Source organism: Neptuniibacter sp. 2_MG-2023, assembly GCF_030547495.1.
GTDB lineage: Bacteria > Pseudomonadota > Gammaproteobacteria > Pseudomonadales > Balneatricaceae > Neptuniibacter.
This window is the reverse complement of the sequence record NZ_JAUOQC010000009.1, coordinates 1-17,014: the sequence shown is the minus strand read 5'-3', so window position 1 is coordinate 17,014 and position 17,014 is coordinate 1. Positions and strand designations below refer to the sequence as shown.

General features: G+C 41.2%; 15 protein-coding genes. 13 read left to right on the top strand and 2 right to left on the bottom strand.

Annotation, left to right across the window (positions count from 1 at the left end; genetic code table 11):
* Positions 1–91: 91 nt before the first annotated feature.
* The 13 genes from Q4486_RS10010 to Q4486_RS09950 all read left to right on the top strand — a co-directional run bounded on the left by Q4486_RS10010 (position 92) and on the right by Q4486_RS09950 (position 15,851).
* Positions 92–346, top strand: coding sequence for an Arm DNA-binding domain-containing protein (locus tag Q4486_RS10010; protein ID WP_303519294.1), 255 nt, complete (start codon positions 92–94; stop codon positions 344–346).
* A 267-nt stretch (positions 347–613) separates the two neighbouring features.
* Positions 614–1,414, top strand: coding sequence for a hypothetical protein (locus Q4486_RS10005; protein WP_303519293.1), 801 nt, complete (start codon positions 614–616; stop codon positions 1,412–1,414).
* Positions 1,415–1,488: 74 nt separating this feature from the next.
* The gene (locus Q4486_RS10000) at positions 1,489–1,641 is read left to right on the top strand and encodes a hypothetical protein (protein WP_303519292.1); all 153 of its coding nucleotides are present in this window, start codon (positions 1,489–1,491) and stop codon (positions 1,639–1,641) included.
* A 51-nt stretch (positions 1,642–1,692) separates the two neighbouring features.
* Positions 1,693–3,600 (top strand): hypothetical protein, encoded by a 1,908-nt coding sequence (locus Q4486_RS09995; RefSeq protein WP_303519290.1) that lies wholly within the window; start codon positions 1,693–1,695, stop codon positions 3,598–3,600.
* 596 nt (positions 3,601–4,196) lie between these two features.
* On the top strand, positions 4,197–5,168 hold the full coding sequence (locus Q4486_RS09990; protein WP_303519289.1) for an ABC transporter substrate-binding protein: 972 nt from the start codon (positions 4,197–4,199) through the stop codon (positions 5,166–5,168).
* Positions 5,169–5,246: 78 nt separating this feature from the next.
* Positions 5,247–6,014, top strand: coding sequence for an ABC transporter permease (locus Q4486_RS09985; RefSeq protein ID WP_303418766.1), 768 nt, complete (start codon positions 5,247–5,249; stop codon positions 6,012–6,014).
* Positions 6,011–6,838, top strand: a complete 828-nt coding sequence (locus Q4486_RS09980) for an ABC transporter ATP-binding protein (protein WP_303418768.1) — start codon at positions 6,011–6,013, stop codon at positions 6,836–6,838. Before Q4486_RS09985 ends, Q4486_RS09980 begins: the two co-directional genes overlap by 4 nt.
* A gap of 6 nt (positions 6,839–6,844) precedes the next feature.
* Positions 6,845–8,167, top strand: a complete 1,323-nt coding sequence (locus tag Q4486_RS09975) for an amidase (protein ID WP_303519288.1) — start codon at positions 6,845–6,847, stop codon at positions 8,165–8,167.
* Positions 8,160–8,912 (top strand): sulfite exporter TauE/SafE family protein, encoded by a 753-nt coding sequence (locus Q4486_RS09970; protein WP_303519287.1) that lies wholly within the window; start codon positions 8,160–8,162, stop codon positions 8,910–8,912. Before Q4486_RS09975 ends, Q4486_RS09970 begins: the two co-directional genes overlap by 8 nt.
* Before the next feature lie 26 nt (positions 8,913–8,938).
* Positions 8,939–9,688 carry an IclR family transcriptional regulator gene (locus Q4486_RS09965; RefSeq protein ID WP_303519286.1) on the top strand — a complete coding sequence of 250 codons (750 nt, stop codon included), beginning with the start codon at positions 8,939–8,941 and terminating at the stop codon, positions 9,686–9,688.
* A 476-nt stretch (positions 9,689–10,164) separates the two neighbouring features.
* Entirely contained in the window at positions 10,165–12,237 is a 2,073-nt protein-coding gene (locus Q4486_RS09960) for a TonB-dependent siderophore receptor (RefSeq protein WP_303519285.1), read from the top strand.
* Positions 12,238–12,267: 30 nt separating this feature from the next.
* Positions 12,268–13,221 carry an ABC transporter substrate-binding protein gene (locus Q4486_RS09955; RefSeq protein WP_303418780.1) on the top strand — a complete coding sequence of 318 codons (954 nt, stop codon included), beginning with the start codon at positions 12,268–12,270 and terminating at the stop codon, positions 13,219–13,221.
* Positions 13,218–15,851, top strand: a complete 2,634-nt coding sequence (locus tag Q4486_RS09950; RefSeq protein WP_303519284.1) for an ATP-binding protein — start codon at positions 13,218–13,220, stop codon at positions 15,849–15,851. Before Q4486_RS09955 ends, Q4486_RS09950 begins: the two co-directional genes overlap by 4 nt.
* Here the strand turns inward: Q4486_RS09950 and Q4486_RS09945 are convergent.
* Positions 15,848–16,219 (bottom strand): hypothetical protein, encoded by a 372-nt coding sequence (locus Q4486_RS09945; RefSeq protein ID WP_303519282.1) that lies wholly within the window; start codon positions 16,217–16,219, stop codon positions 15,848–15,850. The genes Q4486_RS09950 and Q4486_RS09945 overlap by 4 nt on opposite strands.
* A gap of 2 nt (positions 16,220–16,221) precedes the next feature.
* Positions 16,222–16,707: a DUF2489 domain-containing protein gene (locus tag Q4486_RS09940; RefSeq protein ID WP_303418788.1), complete on the bottom strand. Its 486-nt coding sequence runs from the start codon at positions 16,705–16,707 to the stop codon at positions 16,222–16,224.
* Positions 16,708–17,014 lie beyond the last annotated feature (307 nt).

Below are 17,014 nucleotides of genomic sequence, written 5' to 3'. Positions count from 1 at the left end.
ACATATAGGAATATTCTAAGTAGATACTATCCGTAATAATGCAACGTATTAATATATATAAGATCTCCGGATATCTAATTCCGGAGGTTTCATGAATACGAAATTCAAATTCACTGATGCCCGTATCCGGGCTCTACCAACCAACCCATCAACCGCCAAAAGCACTAAACTTGAGTTCTCAGATACTGAGATCACCGGTCTAAAGTGCCTATCAAGCAAGAAAGCTGGTAGTAAACGCTTTTTACTAAGGTATGTTTTCCAGTCACGAAAACGTAGTATCTCCTTAGGGCGCTTTCCTGATATTAACGTCGCCACAGCTCGTAAAGCTACAGAACTATGCTGGTAGAAGGTACAAACCAGAAGGCTGAGCAGGGAAAGTTAAGCAGTTACGTGAAAATAACGTCAGAATGTGCTTTCTGGATACTAAAGAGCTAAAAGCTGTTATCGCTACTATCCGAATAAGCAAATCGACGGAATAATCGCCTTACTTGCTGTTACCGGTTGGAGGGGCGGTGAGCTGGACTTCATTCGCTGTCGAGCCCCCCCTCTTATCATAAATACACGCTTGGTTTAGTATCGTGATGAATAGCTAACAATCAAGGAACAGAAAGACATGGAATGGATGCCTTCTAGTGGGCTTATTCGAGGAATATCTTCATTACTTCAACTGGGGTTAGATTTTATTCAGCCAGAGAGCCGTCTTGTCCGACGTATCATCAGGCTCGGTGAAGCTCATGATATTAGTCGAACTCAGATCTGCAGAATATTCCCTCACTACGATCTCACCCCTACTAGCTTCTCATCCATTTCAAATGCAAAGTCTTTAATAACCGCTAATTTCATCGACGGAGTATCACAAACCTTCAATGTAAACAGAAAATGGTTGGAAGGTGATAAGACTTCAATCTCCAATGATATTGGATCTTATGGTTCTCCCATTGAAGACATTCAGGAACAACTTAACGCGATTCAGCTAATAGAATCTGATACTCGCTTCAGATTCCTTCACCTAATACTCCCTGTTAACGTTGACCTGACAGTATTTGAAGCCCACACCACCTATTTCCCAATCGCTTTAGCCTTCAGAGTCTCACATGAACGTGATGGTATAGATTTCGACACGTACCACTTTACTGAGGTACTGTGCTGGGATTATCAAAAAGCTAGAACTCATCTAAGAGCTATCTTACAACTCGCTGATGAACGCGATTTCCAACTACGTGGAGCCTATGCTCACGTTAAGCATATTCGTTCATTTGAAAGCGGCAACATTTGCTTTGCCGAACTAAGCAAATTCCGTCGTAAACCATGTGACCCATGGACCAACATAGTGAACAACAAATCTGCATTGGAAGAGAAACTGCTAACCGATTATTTAGCTGTAAATCGACTAAACCCTGAACCGATAAAATAATTTTACAAAAACACTTTTATGCACTGAGTGCACTTACATACTCCTCATGCTTATCAAATAAAGGAGGATTAAGCATGAGTAAGAAATCAAGTAAGCAGACTGCGAATGATCAACGTTCAAACGCCTTTAATCCAAAAAGCCCGGCGTATAAACACCGCGTTGATGATCGTTCTAGACAGCTTAACCCAGAGCACCCAACATACAAATCAAGCCGAAAGGACTCTTAGCACAGCAAGGGCCCAGCAACTCTCTGGGCCCTTATTAAAAAGGATTAAGTAATGGCTAACAAACGTAAAACCAACGGTGTATTAGATACACTTCAACGCTTGTTTGGACATGATGAACAAAGAAGTTTACTAACGAAATATGCTAAAACAGGCATATTCAAAGATCATCTAGAGCCATCGAAAGGAATCACTTTTAAACGCTCATCAGAGTGTGACAATCTAATCAAAAACGTTCTTGCACTTGACGTGGTTCTTGGAAGCCAGGAAGAAGTCGAAAAGATAGTCAAAGGTGAAATTTCAAAACGATTCGTCAATGAAAGGTTAATTCAAGAAAAATCAAAGTTAGATGCTAAATTCAAAGCATATGGGTACTGGCTCAATCGTATAGATTCTCTGCAGGATCTATTGGAGTCAGGCTTTGATTTACAGTCAGCCGCGTTAGAGGATGAATTATCACCCTCTATATCAAACAGCTATTACCCCTCCTCATCACCTTATGCTTTAAGGGCTGTAAAACTACTCGAACGCATTGAAGAAGATGGCCGTAATTCAAAACTCGACTCTAAACAACTGACGGAAAAAGCTTGGGCTCTATATAACTTAGGGCTTCATGATCAAGCTAATAAATTAGCCAAAGAAATTACATCAAGTGATCCAACAAGTTCAGAAGCTTGGATGCTGCAAGTACTAGATATGCATCGTCTTCAGTCGGAAGCTAGTCGTGAGCAACTTCAATACTCACTAGAACGAGAAAATGCTGAACCACTCTCATCTCACGAACGCTGGGCTGAAGAGATGCAAGAAGATGCATTCGACAAATTCCATAAGGCGAAAACGAATGAAAGGAGCTTAATTTTTCCTGCATTTCTATATTGGCCTGAAGATCATGATTCAAGGATCGACAAATACAAACAGCCAGAAGCGAGAAAGCAAATTAGAAACGGATGTATTGATTGGCTCTTCACTCTTCTCACACCGTATAACAACTACTGTTTCCAGGTAGATCATGCAAAGCTCCACGAAATTAATGGACTGAGCCCAGAATTCGAATATAAAGAGAGTCAATCTAGCAGCCACCTACGCACAGACCTTTCAGCATACCCAGCTCACGGTCTGACTGACATCGAGGTCCAGGCAGCAAAGCTAATCTGTGAAGATATTGATACCGACAAATACTCACGCCATAGTGGTGTTGACGGCCTTCACTTGAAGCTCAAGCTTCTCCATATTAGATATGCATTGAATCTAGATGGATACCAAGAATCTAAAGAACAGTTTTTAAAAAACTTAGAATACGCAAGAAGCTCCGATATATTACAAATTCAGCACAACTACTATTTGTTCTCAGCTTTCGTAACTCATCTATCTAGCGATGGTTCTCATTCACTGCAACAAAGATTGGATAGCCTGGAAGATAAGGTCAAAAAAGAGAACGATGAACGTTACTCATTGATCAAACTGAACCTTCTTCGCAAGTCTTACGACCACGCATACTGCAGGAATCAATTCGATGATTGCTTAGCAATAAGCCAACAATCATTACTTATAGCTCCCCAATCCAAAATAGAGGCTCCTAAAGACTTATCCCTAAGCCCATTGGGTATAAGTGCGAATAATCTCTCAGAGAAGTTCTGGCGCTATCTAGCCCTTAAAGCAGCTACCCAAGCTGATGTTACTGAATCAAACTTTGATGAGGTGAAATCGGTTTTACTGTCTGTAGAAAATCCGAAGACATATTTCTCCGATGAAAAAGAGTACATGATCGTCGATTGTGACGAATATGATGACTATTACTTCCCAGCATATGGGGATTCAATAATTGAAACCGGCGAATGGCTAAACGCGCTACAGCGACTCTCATCAGGACCAAATCTTTCTGAGCAGGATCAGCTGATAACTAAGACTGTAATGACAGAACTAGAATCTTTAATCCTAACTGATGACTCTTGGTCGAATTAAGCCTGTGCGGATCTTGGTCTCAAGTATCTACAAGAAGCTCAATTTAAATCCTAGAAAGAGCATTTATAGGGGAAAATAAATCACAGAAAATCCAACAGAATCCCTTCACATACAGAAGGTTAAGATTGATTCAAAATCCCTTGCCCGCAAGGACGTGCCGGTTCGAGTCCGGCCGCTGGTACCATTACTTAGAAGCCTCGTTATGACGAGGCTTTTTTGTATCTAAATTCTGCTTTTCAGATATTTAAAGCGGGTGGTTCAAATTATTTGCAACTTCCCTAACATGACTTTTCTCTTTTCAAAAACGCATATTTGTAGCCATTGAGACTACACAGGCTAGCCACTCAGTCGGTTTACCTTTTTCTGTCATTACCTATGGCACCTCAACTCAAAACGGTGCGCGCGTGCTCTTTTAAAGTGCTCCCTTGACCGCGACTGCTCGATCAACAAACAAAAACGCTCCAAATGAAAAACACCCAAAAATAAAATAAAATTATAACCCATTGATATAAAAAGGATTGTTTGTTTTTTGAACAAACTGGCCCAAAGCATGCATTCATAAAAAGTGACACCACGTCCCAAAAAATGAGGTCACTATGAAGTTATTAAGCATTATCAGACACAAACGAGGGTTATTTGTTGCAGCCAGCTTGCTCGCTTCAACAATGGCTCAAGCCACTACCGACGTAAACATTGGCGTTCAACCTGCTACCCAACCAATTTATATTGCTAAAGCTGCAGGCTACTTACAACCTATCGAAGAAAAGTATGACGTGAATTTTGTGTTTCATAGCTTTTCGTATGGTGCGCCTGAAAACCAAGCACTTGCGACTGGCGCAATTGACTTAGCTTCTGCCGGTATGGGGCCAGCGATTATTGCCTCAGCGAGATTGCCTGCACAATTGTTGGCAATTACCATTCTTGAGCAAACAGCCATCCTTGTTCCTTCAGATTCTACCATTACTAGCGTTGCCGACCTAAAAGGTAAAAAAGTAGCTTACCCTGGTAAGGGTTCACAGCAGTTCCCTCTTTTGATCAAGGCACTCAGCGATGCTGGCTTAGACATTAACGATATAGAGCTATTCAAAACCAAAGGGTCTAATGTCGGTCAACTAGTGACACAAAAGGATGTAGATGCAGGTATCACTTGGGATCCGCATGTATCAAAAGCTCTGGCTTCAGGTGAAGCTAAAGTACTAATTAAAGCAGAAGAAATATTACCTTTAAAATCAGATCATTACATTGGTAATGGTTTTTACGGCCGCACAGACTTTATCGACAATAACCCCGAGTTAGTACAAGACTTGATGAGCTCTATAGTCCAAGCCATTGAGTTGATCAAAAGCGAGCCCGAAACCGCTATAGACTACTGGCAAAAAGAGATTGGTTTCCCGAAAGACGTCATCTCGTTTTCTATTAATCAGCAGATATCAGTTTACAGCACAGACATCAGCCCTGATGCATCAACCGTTGAAAAATTTACTACGTTCTTACAAAACGCCGGTATTTTAGAAGCAAATGATACTCCAAAATTCAATGAAACCTTTGCAAAGAATGCGATGAAGTAATGGCCAATCTAGGTCTCCGGTTACGCCACGGTGTAACTAGAGACCTCTCGCCAGCACATTCATTTACGGAGAAGATCCATGCTCAAACGCATTAAACCATTACAGGGTGCTTTACCCTACTTCATCGCGGGCTTAGCTATTATTACTGTATGGCAAATAGTCGTTTTCCTGCTACAACCTAGCCCGGCGATTTTACCCAGCCCTTTTAAAACAGCTAATACCTTATGGGAGCTGATTCAGTCGGGTGAACTGTTTATTCATATCAGCGCTAGTTTATCGCGTGTGGTATCCGCTTGGTGTTTAGCTGCACTCATCGCTATTCCTCTTGGCCTTATACAAGGTACCAACGCACGCTTTGAAAAAGTATTTGACCCAGTCGTCGAGCTCTTTCGACCTATATCTCCGTTAGCTTGGATACCATTAGCCATTTTATGGTTTGGTATTGGCGAATCAGGAAAAATATTTATCATTTTTGTTGCGACCTTTTTCCCTATGTTACTGAACACCGTATCAGGCGTAAAAGCAGTCGACCCGGTCATGATCCGAGCAGGGAAAATATTAGGCTGCGATAGTTCGTTTAAGTTATTTATCAAGGTTATTTTACCCGCAGCGATGCCAACCATTTTAGTAGGTATGCGTATCGCATTTGGCACAGGTTGGGCCGCTATTATTGCCGCTGAACTGGTTGCCGCACAAAACGGCTTAGGCTTTTTGATTTCGGATGGTATGGAAATTTTGCGCTCAGATTTAGTCCTTGCAGGCATGGTCGTGATTGGTGTCTTAGGTGTACTTATCGATTCAATCTTTCGACTCATTGGTAAAAAAGTAAACTGGGGGCAGTCATGAGTAACAATCAAATCGCACAAAAAAGCAGCAGTAAAGGCATTTTAATTCAGAATGTTAGCAAAATGTTTTATAACGCCGAAGGTGAAGGTATAGAGGCACTAAAACCCGTTAACTTAGATATTAAAGCAGGCGAGTTTGTTGCGGTTATCGGCCCATCAGGCTGCGGTAAAAGCACCCTACTCAATATTATTGCAGGCTTTGAAAGCGCAACCGCTGGAAGTGTTTGGGTTGACGGCGAGAAAATCACCCAACCCAGTATCGATCGCGGCATGGTCTTCCAGCAATATGCGCTTTTCCCTTGGTTGAGCGTGAGTGAAAATGTTGAGTTCGGCTTAAAACAAATGCAAGTTCCTGCCGAAGAGCGCAAAAAAATTGTTCACTCTTTTTTAGAATTAGTCGGTCTACAGGAATTTGCCAATGCCAGCATTATGGCGTTATCGGGCGGCATGAAGCAGCGCGTCGCTTTAGCTCGCGTATTTTGCACTAACCCCTCTATTATTTTAATGGATGAGCCCTTTGGCGCGCTAGATGCATTAACACGAAGCATGCTGCAAGACGAGCTATTAGCTATATGGAAAGAATACGAAAAAACCGTCGTCTTAATTACCCACTCAGTCCAAGAAGCCTTAGTTCTAGCTAACCGTATTGTAGTTATCACTAACCGTCCGGGAAAAATAAAATTAGATATTGAGATTAAGCTGCCGTATCCGCGAGATAAAAAGTCATTAGAGTTTAGAGAGTTAGAAGCTCAAATTTTAAGTCAACTCACCGACGAAATAGCTAAAAATTACGGTGCTAAACCAAAATCACTTACGGCGGATTAATTCACTATGTCACATACTAATAATCATTTATTTAATCCGAATGATGCGTCATCTGCGACTTGCCAACCATTAGAAGTAAACAATGATTCAGAAATAGGGATTAAACAGTACACTCAAGCGGTTATTAACCGAATCCAGTCATCTTCTATCGATGCATTTTCAACCATCGAAACCCAACCTGTCGCATTAAGTGAAGCACCCACTCATAATGCGCTCTCCACATTACCCTTAAAAGGCATGTGCTTTGCGGTAAAAGAAGTTATCGACGCGCAAGGCTATGTGTGTAACTTAGGTTGTCAGGCATTTACCGGACGCATCCCCATGCACGATGCTGACATTGTGCAACAACTACAGCAACTCGGTGCACAATTAGTTGGTATTACCCGTTCAACTGAAATGGCCATCGCCAAAGAAACCAGTACCGTTAACCCATGGCACAGTGGCCATACACCCGGCGGCTCATCCAGTGGCTCAGCAGCAGCCGTAGGCGCGGGACTACTCCCCTTCGCTTTAGGTACGCAAACCATTGGTTCTATTATCCGCCCAGCGGCTTACTGTGGTGCCGTTGGCTTTAAGCCCAGCAAGAGTATTGGTTCATTAACTGGCGTTCTCAACCTTAGTACGACCCTTGATCATCTCGGTTATTTTGCCGACTCACTAGATCGTTTAACTACCACTCTGAATCAGCTTTATCCCAACACATTCACCGACAAAAAAGCACTACCCTTTAAAGTGCTACTTTTAAAACCTTGGTTTGCTATGGACGATGAATATGCCTGGCAAGCACGTATAACACACATCAAAAAACAACTAAAAAGCCAAGCTATAGAGTACTGCGAAGTCTCCCTTGACCAATCCATTACTTCACAAGAGGAACAAGTGACCCACTCTATTTTATGCTACGAAATGTATCAGCATTGGGGAGATACGCTGCTCAATAACAAGGATACTAGCGAATACCTGCAAAGCTTTTTAACAAAAGGAAAAGGCATTACAAAACAAGCCTATCAACAAAGTTTAAAGGCACGGACACAGATGGAAACGCTAGTTGATACGTGGCTAAACGATCATGACATTATTGTGTTCCCGTCGGTAACCGGCCTACCTCCCAAGTTAGGCGATGGTACAGGTTCCCGTGATACCCAACGGCTTTGGACGCTACTTGGTATGCCAGCAATTAACTTACCTATTGGTTTTGAGCAAGGCTTCCCAACAAACGTACAGCTCATTGCCAAAAGAGGCCAAGATCAGCATTTGTTAGCCGCCGCTGCACAGCTCCTTCCGTGCATAACTGCGACGCAAGCAGAAACGAAAGGTCAACATGTTTGACAGTTTGATCATTCTATTAGCTGCGACTATCTTTCTTGCCTCTATCGTCAGAACGGCAACAGGGTTTGGCTTTGCACTTATTGCAATACCTATTCTGTCGTTTTTTTTAGAACCCGTTAGCGCAGTTGCTATAACTATGTTGTTTCAAACAGCTAGCGCTATACCCATTGCATTTTCTAACCTGACGAAGAAAGAGTGGGATTATGCTATGAAACTTTTACTCTTTTCATTAACTGGTTTATTACCAGGGGTCGCTTTTTTAATCATCACGCCCCCGATTGCGGTTCAGCTTATAGTGACACTGTGTATCTTTTGCGCTTTATTTTTAATCGCAAAAGGCGTGTCCTTTAATGCCACTTTATCAGTTAAACAATGGGTAACCGTTGGTTTTATTTCCGGCTTTATGCATGGCTTAGCAGGCGTTTCTGGCCCCCCTATATTAGCGGTACTCCATGCCGATACAACCTTAGAAAAACGTCAAAAAAGACAAATTATGTCTGTATTTTTTCTTTTTGCTGGCACCTTGGCCCTCATTCCCATGTTAACTCAAGTGCCCGCACTCTTGCTTAATATCAAAACATTGGCCGTGCTTTGTATTGCCATGTTTAGTGGAATGTATATTGGGCAGAAATTATTCAACCGTTTAAATGCAACACAATTCCGTTTTTGCACTTTAGTTTTAATGTTAATATCTGGGTTACTGGCAACAGGTCAGCTAATTCAATTTATTATTCATCTGTTATAAGTTATGTCTATAAAGAGGGTATTCACTTGAGCTCTGCTATTGACCGTGCGTTTACTGTATTAGAGTGTTTTGGGCAACATAGAAAACCCCTTCGTTTAGCTGACGTCGTGAGCGATGTAAACCTACCAAAACAATCTGTTCACCGTATTATCAAACAACTAGAAGGTTTAGGTTTATTAGAGCGAGATGTTCACCCCGAAAAGTTTCGTTTAGGCCACCGTATGCGACAACTAGGTATCTCGACCATCGTATCGTTAAATCAATCACTTTCAACCCATGCGATGCTCAAAGAACTGGGCGACACTTTCCAAGAAACCGTTAACATTGGCATTCTCGAACAAAATGAAGTGATTTATATTGATCGTGTCGAATGTGACTGGCCTCTGCGGGTACAGCTCAATCCTGGGAGTCGCGTCAAGTCTCACTGCACAGCTATTGGTAAATTACTCTTGGCTTACCTTCCTGAATCGATACTCAACGCAACTCTACAGAATATGACATTAGAGGCCTATACACCCAAAACTATTACCGACCCCGAATTACTACTTGCCGAATGTCATAAGATAAAAAAGCAGGGATATGCAGAGAACATTGGTGAAGATATTGTCGGATTAGTAGCATTAGCGGTGCCAATTTTCGATCAACGTAACAATGTTATTGCCGGTTTAGCAGTACATGCACCTGATGCCCGTACGAGTCTCGCCGCCATGCGTAAAAACATCGACAATATGAGATCAACTGCTGATAAGCTGCAAACTTTATTATCCTTAGATTAGCCTTCTTTTGCCTTTGCATTACCTGTGAGCTAAACAGCAACGTCTGTATACTTTACAGGCAAACAAAGGCTCATTATTGCCTAATGTGCGCTAACCTTATATCGATTTAACGACGATATAGACTGCTATCTAGTCGTCATTGACGGGGAATGTTCAAAACAGAGAGTTCTAGATTTCTCAGGCTTCCAACACATCAATAACACTCAATACAGTGAAAACACCCCCTATCTATCTTATACTTTCAAGAAGTTACTCTCAGATAGATTATACGGTAATATGTCCTGACTACAGGCTTCGCAAAGACATTAGATATATGGCTTGGATACTAGAAAACAACGGTTTTATCTTTGAAGCGATCATCATGGGTATAATTATTATTTATGTCGGCCGAAAAATATAAAAACAAAACAGGCATTTAGGCACCATGAAACATCGAGTGCCTGATAACGGCTTCTATGGGACAAAAGAAAATAACAATGACTCAAACGTGGACAGTAAAAAACCTACTCAGCATTATACTACCTGTTTTCATTTTAGTAGCTGGAGCTGAGGCCAAAGAAAACACTCCACTTCCTGAATTTACAGAAGAGGATATCTTCATTGATATCCCGCAAGTTTTTTCTGCAACAAGACAAACTCAAAAACTAACTGAAGCTCCCGCCTCCATTACTATATTGTCGCAAAAAGATATACGTGCGATGGGTGCACTGAAGATTACTGATGTGCTGCGCATGGTCCCAGGTATGCAAAGTTACAATGTAACCGCTAACCGCTCTGCTGCAACCTATCACGGCATGTCTGATGACCATCCAGGCCGCATGGAAGTGATGATCAATGGGCATTCTGTCTATCTACCACTGCTATCTACTGTTGCTTGGGAAACCATCGGTATAACCGTGCAAGATATAGATTATATTGAAGTCGTTCGTGGCTCTAATGCCCCAGCTTATGGCTCTAATGCTTTTTTAGGTGCGATTAATATAGTAACTAAGAGCCCAATATCAGATCAAAACAACAAGCTAAGCACGACCCAAGGTGCACTAAACAGTCAACAATACGGTTTTTCGCACAGTGAAACCTCTGATTCCATCGCATATAGGCTATCGACTCATTTTGAAGAAAACGATGGCTACAATATTTATGACGATGGTTTCCTCAATCGTGTCGTTAATTTATCAGGCACATACACCCCCTCTTTTGCAGATACTATAGATTTCAATATGGGTGTTAGTAGCGGGTTTATTTATTTAGGCCAAGCCGACAATATAGATAATAACTTTTCACCACGTGAACATGAGTCTAACTTCCAACATATACGCTGGAATCATATTCTAGACGCTGAAAATGAGTTAGGAATCCGCTTTACTCATAACTATCTAGACTTAGAAGAAGAATTTACCAGCGCAGCATCTGCTATTTCCCATATAGAAAAAATTGATATCCAAAGTGCGCAACAATTAATTAATTTAAACATTAATAATTTGGGAAGTATTGCAGGGACACAGCAACCACTAGGTAGTGAACATGGAACAATGCACCTTTATGACTTAGAGCTCGAGCACCGTTACAATCCAAATTCTAATATTTCCACTATTTGGGGCTTAGGCTACAGAAGCGAATCAGCAAAAAGTGACACACTCCTCGTGAATCAAGGAACGGTTACCGAAGATAAATGGCGTCTGTTTGGCAATGTACAATGGAAACCACTTCAACAACTCGCCTTTAACGCTGGAGGCATGTTTGAATCAACAAGCATTGCGGCTGCGCATTTTTCACCCAGACTTGCCGCAAATTATTCTCTAACACCCAGTTCGACCATACGTGTCTCTGCCACCAAAGCCTATAGAACCCCCTCCTTACTGGAAAAAAATGGCCTGTCGGCCTTACTTAATAATAGTGGGGGGTATTATGATCTAGTTGCTATTCCCAACCCTGATTTAGAGCCAGAAGAATTAACTTCCTATGAACTAGGCTACTTTCATCAATGGAAAGAAACCGGCAGCTTCTTAGACATACGTGTATTCACTGAAAAGATCGATAACGCATTTAACAGCTACTATATAAATGCATTAGGAGTGGATGACGTTGATGATGGCTATCGAATGTTAACTAACTCAGCAAAGTGGAAAAACATAGGTGCAGAGTTTCAATTCAAACTCCAGCCTCACCCCAACTTCTCAGTGCTAACAAACTATAGCTATATTAATACAAAAGGAGAACGTGACCGCGGTTACGGCAGAGATATAGACTCTTTAGATGATAGAACCCCGATGCATACCGCAGCCCTACTTACGGAGTGGAAAGCGACTAACACCTTATCCATTAGTGCGGCCCAATACTACATGTCTAAAGTAAATTGGCTTGAAGGTAGTCACAGAGAGCAATATCGCCGAACTGATTTAATACTTAGTGATTCATTTAGATTAAAAAACACCGTGTTAAACACACGTCTCATTGTTCAGAACCTTTTCGATGATCCTTATGAGGATTTTTACGAATATAATATTTTTGACCGCAGAGCCTATATCCAGCTTCAATTAGACTTTTAATAACTTTTTATTTACTACAACGGACTGTAGATGAACCATAGATATACTCAAAAGCCCATCTTTCATCAATGGTTCACGCCACTGATAGGCTTTGTTTTGTCTTGTGTTTTTTTTATCCCTTGCTCAAATGCCGATAATTTAATCGTTCTAAGCCGGCAACTTCCCAGCTATCAAGATGTGGCTGATACTCTAGTATCTGAACTAAAAAGCCCATCTAAAGTGATTACAGCACGCGAGCTCTCACTGAATAATTATGACCATAAAAATTATCAACAAGTAATCGCATTAGGCGCAAACGCCGGTGATAAGCTATTTCAGCTGGTTCCTGACAACAAGAATCTCATTATTAGCTTTATCCCAAGACAAACCTACAATTCACTACTACTCAAATACAAAAACCACCCACGGATAAAAAAGGGGACGGTTACAGCCGTATACTTAGACCAACCCTACTCTCGACAATTAGCCTTAGCCAAACTGATTACCCCTGATGCTAAATCTATTGCAACCGCTTTAGGTCCTCACTCAGCTAATGACTTGGACCTACTAAAAGCAGCCACCAACTTGCACCAGCTAGAACTAAAATATGAAACGTTGCAAGAAACAGATAACCCCATACACAAATTACAACCACTAATAAAAAGCGCTGATATTTTTTTATCGCTCCCTGATAAATCAGTTTTTAATAGAACAACCGCGAAATGGATTTTATATATATCTTTTAAGCAACACGTACCTCTAATTGGCTTTTCCAAAAAATATGTCGAAGCTGGGGCCTTAGCCGCTGTGTATTCATCACCTGCAGACTTAGGCAAACAAACCGCTGAGTTAGTTAATAACAATGCCAACAAAAGTATCTTGCCAAAGCCCGCATATCCTCACTATTTCCATGTATCCACCAATCCAACAGCAGCGAAATCATTACACTTAACGATCCCATCAGAAGAAGAACTCACCAAGCAATTGATAGAGCTTGAGAAATGAGAAGGTATTCATTCGGTATAAGGCAGCGTGTTTTAATTATCACACTTCTGCCGTTAACTATGATCACCCTTTTACTAGGGGGATACTTTATCAATACCCGCTTAGATGACGCACAAAGTGCTTTGATTGATAAAGGCCAAACAATGGCTCAGATGATGGCAACATCTGCAGAATTTGGGTTATTAGTTGGTAACACTGAAATATTACAGGGCTTAATTAGATCTGCGACTAAAACCAATGAAGTTGATGATATAGTGTTTCTTACCCCTACATTTGAAACATTAGTTAGAGGCAATAAACAAGGCGCACAGTTAAATAAAAATGCCGGTTACCCCTTACGTAAAGACAATCAAGTCTACTTCCTACACCCTGTTGTGGCGACAGGGGTTGATATAATTGACACACCCGATTTTCTTATTGAAGAGCAAGAACCCGAATTTATCGGCTGGGTTGTGATTATTCTGTCCGAAAAACCGACACAAGCAAGGCAGCTAGAAATTTTAATTAAAGGAATTATTCTGGCGTTTATCGGTTTATTAGTCACTGTATTTATAGCTTCTCGATTTGGGCAGCGTATAACCAACCCAATTCTCGGCCTTACCCATGTTATAGAAATGTTACAACACGGCCACCTTGAAACACGAGCAAGCTTATCCAGCACAGGGGAACTGCGCTCCCTAGCACAAGGTATAAACAGGCTTGCACAAAGAGTACAGGAATCCAATCAAACCTTAGAAAGTAGGGTTGATAAAGCAACAAAAAGACTACGTTCCACCTTAGTGCACCTTGAAAAACAAAACCAAGCTCTAGATAAAGCACGAAAAAATGCAGACAGCGCAAACATTGCTAAAGATGAATTTTTAGCCCGTATGAGTCACGAGCTACGAACCCCGCTCACTTCCGTATCAGGCTTTGCGCGTCTACTAGATCAAACCGAATTGAGCCTAGAGCAACAAGAATACACTCGAATTATCAACTTAACATCCAGTTTATTACTATCAATAATTGACGATATACTGGATTACTCCAAACTAGAATCCAATGCCGTAGAGCTAGAGCAAATAGCCTTTGATTTCGAAGCGTGCATACTTGACGTCTTAGAGATGCAAACAGCAGCAGCCCATGAAAAAGGGCTTGAGTTCGTCATTGATATAGCTCCAGAAACACCCAAACTCCTTATCGGCGATCCAGTAAGACTAAAACAAATCATATCGAACCTTGTCAGTAACGCGGTCAAATTCACGGACAGCGGCTATATATGTATTCATGTCGAGCAAAACAAAAACAACACCATTAAAACAGAGCTTAAAATAACAGTTGAAGATACCGGGGTAGGCATACCTAACGATTGTATTGATGGTTTATTTCAAGCTTTTAGCCAGGCAGATACATCTATTACAAGACGTTTTGGTGGGTCTGGTCTTGGCTTAGTCATCTCAAAACGACTCACGGAATTAATGAAAGGTAACATCACGCTATCTAGCCAAGAGGGCAAAGGTACCAGCATCCGGTTAACTATCCCATTCACGATCAGCCCTCATCAACAAGATGCGCCCGCATATCAACTAGGCAGAGTTATACTTTTCGACAGAATGCCATTAGTAAGACGCGGAGTTCAACAACAACTCGCTCAATTAAATGCCGATATAACAGAAGTGACTTGTGAGGAAGAGCTGCTGAAACTGCGCAACCTATCGGATAAAGACACTATTATTTGGGGGCTAAATACAAAAGAAGTCTCAAAAGCGAGTCTAGATAATATCCAAACATTGCTACAGTCTTTTAATGGCAGGTTAATACTGCTCTGTGGTCATCCACTCCCGCTGGCACTCTCACATAAAGTGATACAACTTAGAAAGCCCCCGAGAACCCAGTTACTACTGAATGCGCTCTTCCCTGAACCACATAAATTACTAGAGCAAGAGAAAAACCAAGAACTATGCGTCCAAGATGAGTGCACTATATTGGTTGCTGAAGATAATGACTTTAACCGTTTGCTTGTACGTAAAATATTAGAGCAATCAAAGGTCAATGTAATTGAAGCCATAACCGGTGAGCAAGCTATTCAGCAAACAACAAAATACAATCCTGACCTCATATTAATGGATGTACATATGCCGGTCATGGATGGCATAGAAGCAACAAGACAGATACGTTTAGTCAATAACACCGTCCCTATTGTCGCGCTGACAGCAAACGTCATTACTAGCGAACACCAGAAATTAATGAATGCGGGTGTTAACCATGTATTACTCAAACCTATTAATGATCATGAACTCTGTCACACCATCGAAAAATTCCTTGCCTCTAAGAGCTTACCACCCCAATCTACAACACCTGCGAAAGAGTCCTTAGAATTAGAAAAATACAATATAGATAATGCGCTTCTAACAGAGGAACTAAACAAACAAATAGAAAGACTAATGTCTGGATTCCAAAGCAATAATTTGAAATTAATGAAGAGCCACTGCCATCAACTGTTAGGCCTTGCAGGACTATATGAAATACCAGAATTGGAAGCAGCAGGCCATAGATTACATGATGCTTTACATAAGAATAATTATAGAGATATATGGAAAGCTTTATGGCAAATTAAGCGCATTATTAAACATGAGGAGCCAAGTCATTAAAACAGTTTAGATATAGGCTCAGCTTTTACAATACGGTTCAAACGGACGGCGATAGCCCTAAGCTCAGCCATCGTGGCTTTATTCAATAATGCTCCATTGATGCCTTCTGTTAGTTCACCCTCTCTACTAAAAACAAGCAACGAACACTCTTTCCTTACGTTTTCTAGCTCAGGGTCATGATTAATAGGTAAAGAGAGAAACATTTCCCAACGCTCAGTAGAAGCACTTTTCTCCATTACATCCACAAGCAGGCTTAAAATTTCTTGCCGACTCGGTCTGTATGTCGGCGCTTTACCAAATGCAAGCGCCAGTGCTACACCTAATAAAACCAACAAACTAATAAAAAAAACAAGAATAAACTCTATCACGATCAGTTAACGATTAAATTAAAGTCATAATTAACAAGATACTCAACAGCCAGTAAGAGATCACTCTCATGCTCCGCTTCCACCTTAGCCATCTCTTTACTAAAACCCCAACGCTCTTGTTTTGACAGTGCTTTCCATTTGTCTTTAATCGGTATATGTTCCGTTTTACGGTGAACCTCCCTAATCACTACTAACTCAGGTTTCTCTAAAAGTGGAGGTGATAATGAAGATAACAGAGCACATAGCCGCATACATGCCTCTGTGCAGGTTAACCGCTCATCATTCCCATACGCCCTAGCAAGTATCTTTATGCTCTCAATAAGATAAGCACGCTGCTCCTCATATCGCTCGGCAACCTTTTCCTCCTGTTCTTTTACCGCAGATTGAGCTGCCTTAATCTGCTGATATTTATGTCTAATAAACACAATTAAAAACAAGCAGATAACTGATAATAAAATTATTAAAAGATAGATATATTCTTCAGACATAAAACAGAAACCACTTAGGATAGGCAAATACAATGACCAGACTTAAACAAAAACCAGAATGCTTAAGCACCATTATTTATTAGTCACATTATAAATAAACTCGCGTACAACAAGAATAACAGAAACCAAGATAACACTCCTCTTAGCCGTCAATAACGCAACCGCTAAAAGGTAGCGGTACGTCCAAAGGCCTAAACCCTAAGCCCCAGACGCAAAAAACCCCGGCTACGTAGTAACCGGGGTTTCTCTAAATAAATGCTTGGCGATGACCTACTCTCACATGGGGAAACCCCACACTACCATCGGC

Excerpts from the sequence above, each read along its gene's own strand:
- Q4486_RS10010 (WP_303519294.1), top strand. The coding sequence starts at position 92 with ATGAATACGAAATTCAAATTCACTGATGCCCGTATCCGGGCTCTACCA.
- Q4486_RS10005 (WP_303519293.1), top strand. The coding sequence starts at position 614 with ATGGAATGGATGCCTTCTAGTGGGCTTATTCGAGGAATATCTTCATTA.
- Q4486_RS10000 (WP_303519292.1), top strand. The coding sequence starts at position 1,489 with ATGAGTAAGAAATCAAGTAAGCAGACTGCGAATGATCAACGTTCAAAC.
- Q4486_RS09995 (WP_303519290.1), top strand. The coding sequence starts at position 1,693 with ATGGCTAACAAACGTAAAACCAACGGTGTATTAGATACACTTCAACGC.
- Q4486_RS09990 (WP_303519289.1), top strand. The coding sequence starts at position 4,197 with ATGAAGTTATTAAGCATTATCAGACACAAACGAGGGTTATTTGTTGCA.
- Q4486_RS09985 (WP_303418766.1), top strand. The coding sequence starts at position 5,247 with ATGCTCAAACGCATTAAACCATTACAGGGTGCTTTACCCTACTTCATC.
- Q4486_RS09980 (WP_303418768.1), top strand. The coding sequence starts at position 6,011 with ATGAGTAACAATCAAATCGCACAAAAAAGCAGCAGTAAAGGCATTTTA.
- Q4486_RS09975 (WP_303519288.1), top strand. The coding sequence starts at position 6,845 with ATGTCACATACTAATAATCATTTATTTAATCCGAATGATGCGTCATCT.
- Q4486_RS09970 (WP_303519287.1), top strand. The coding sequence starts at position 8,160 with ATGTTTGACAGTTTGATCATTCTATTAGCTGCGACTATCTTTCTTGCC.
- Q4486_RS09960 (WP_303519285.1), top strand. The coding sequence starts at position 10,165 with ATGACTCAAACGTGGACAGTAAAAAACCTACTCAGCATTATACTACCT.
- Q4486_RS09955 (WP_303418780.1), top strand. The coding sequence starts at position 12,268 with ATGAACCATAGATATACTCAAAAGCCCATCTTTCATCAATGGTTCACG.
- Q4486_RS09950 (WP_303519284.1), top strand. The coding sequence starts at position 13,218 with ATGAGAAGGTATTCATTCGGTATAAGGCAGCGTGTTTTAATTATCACA.
- Q4486_RS09940 (WP_303418788.1), bottom strand. The coding sequence starts at position 16,707 with ATGTCTGAAGAATATATCTATCTTTTAATAATTTTATTATCAGTTATC.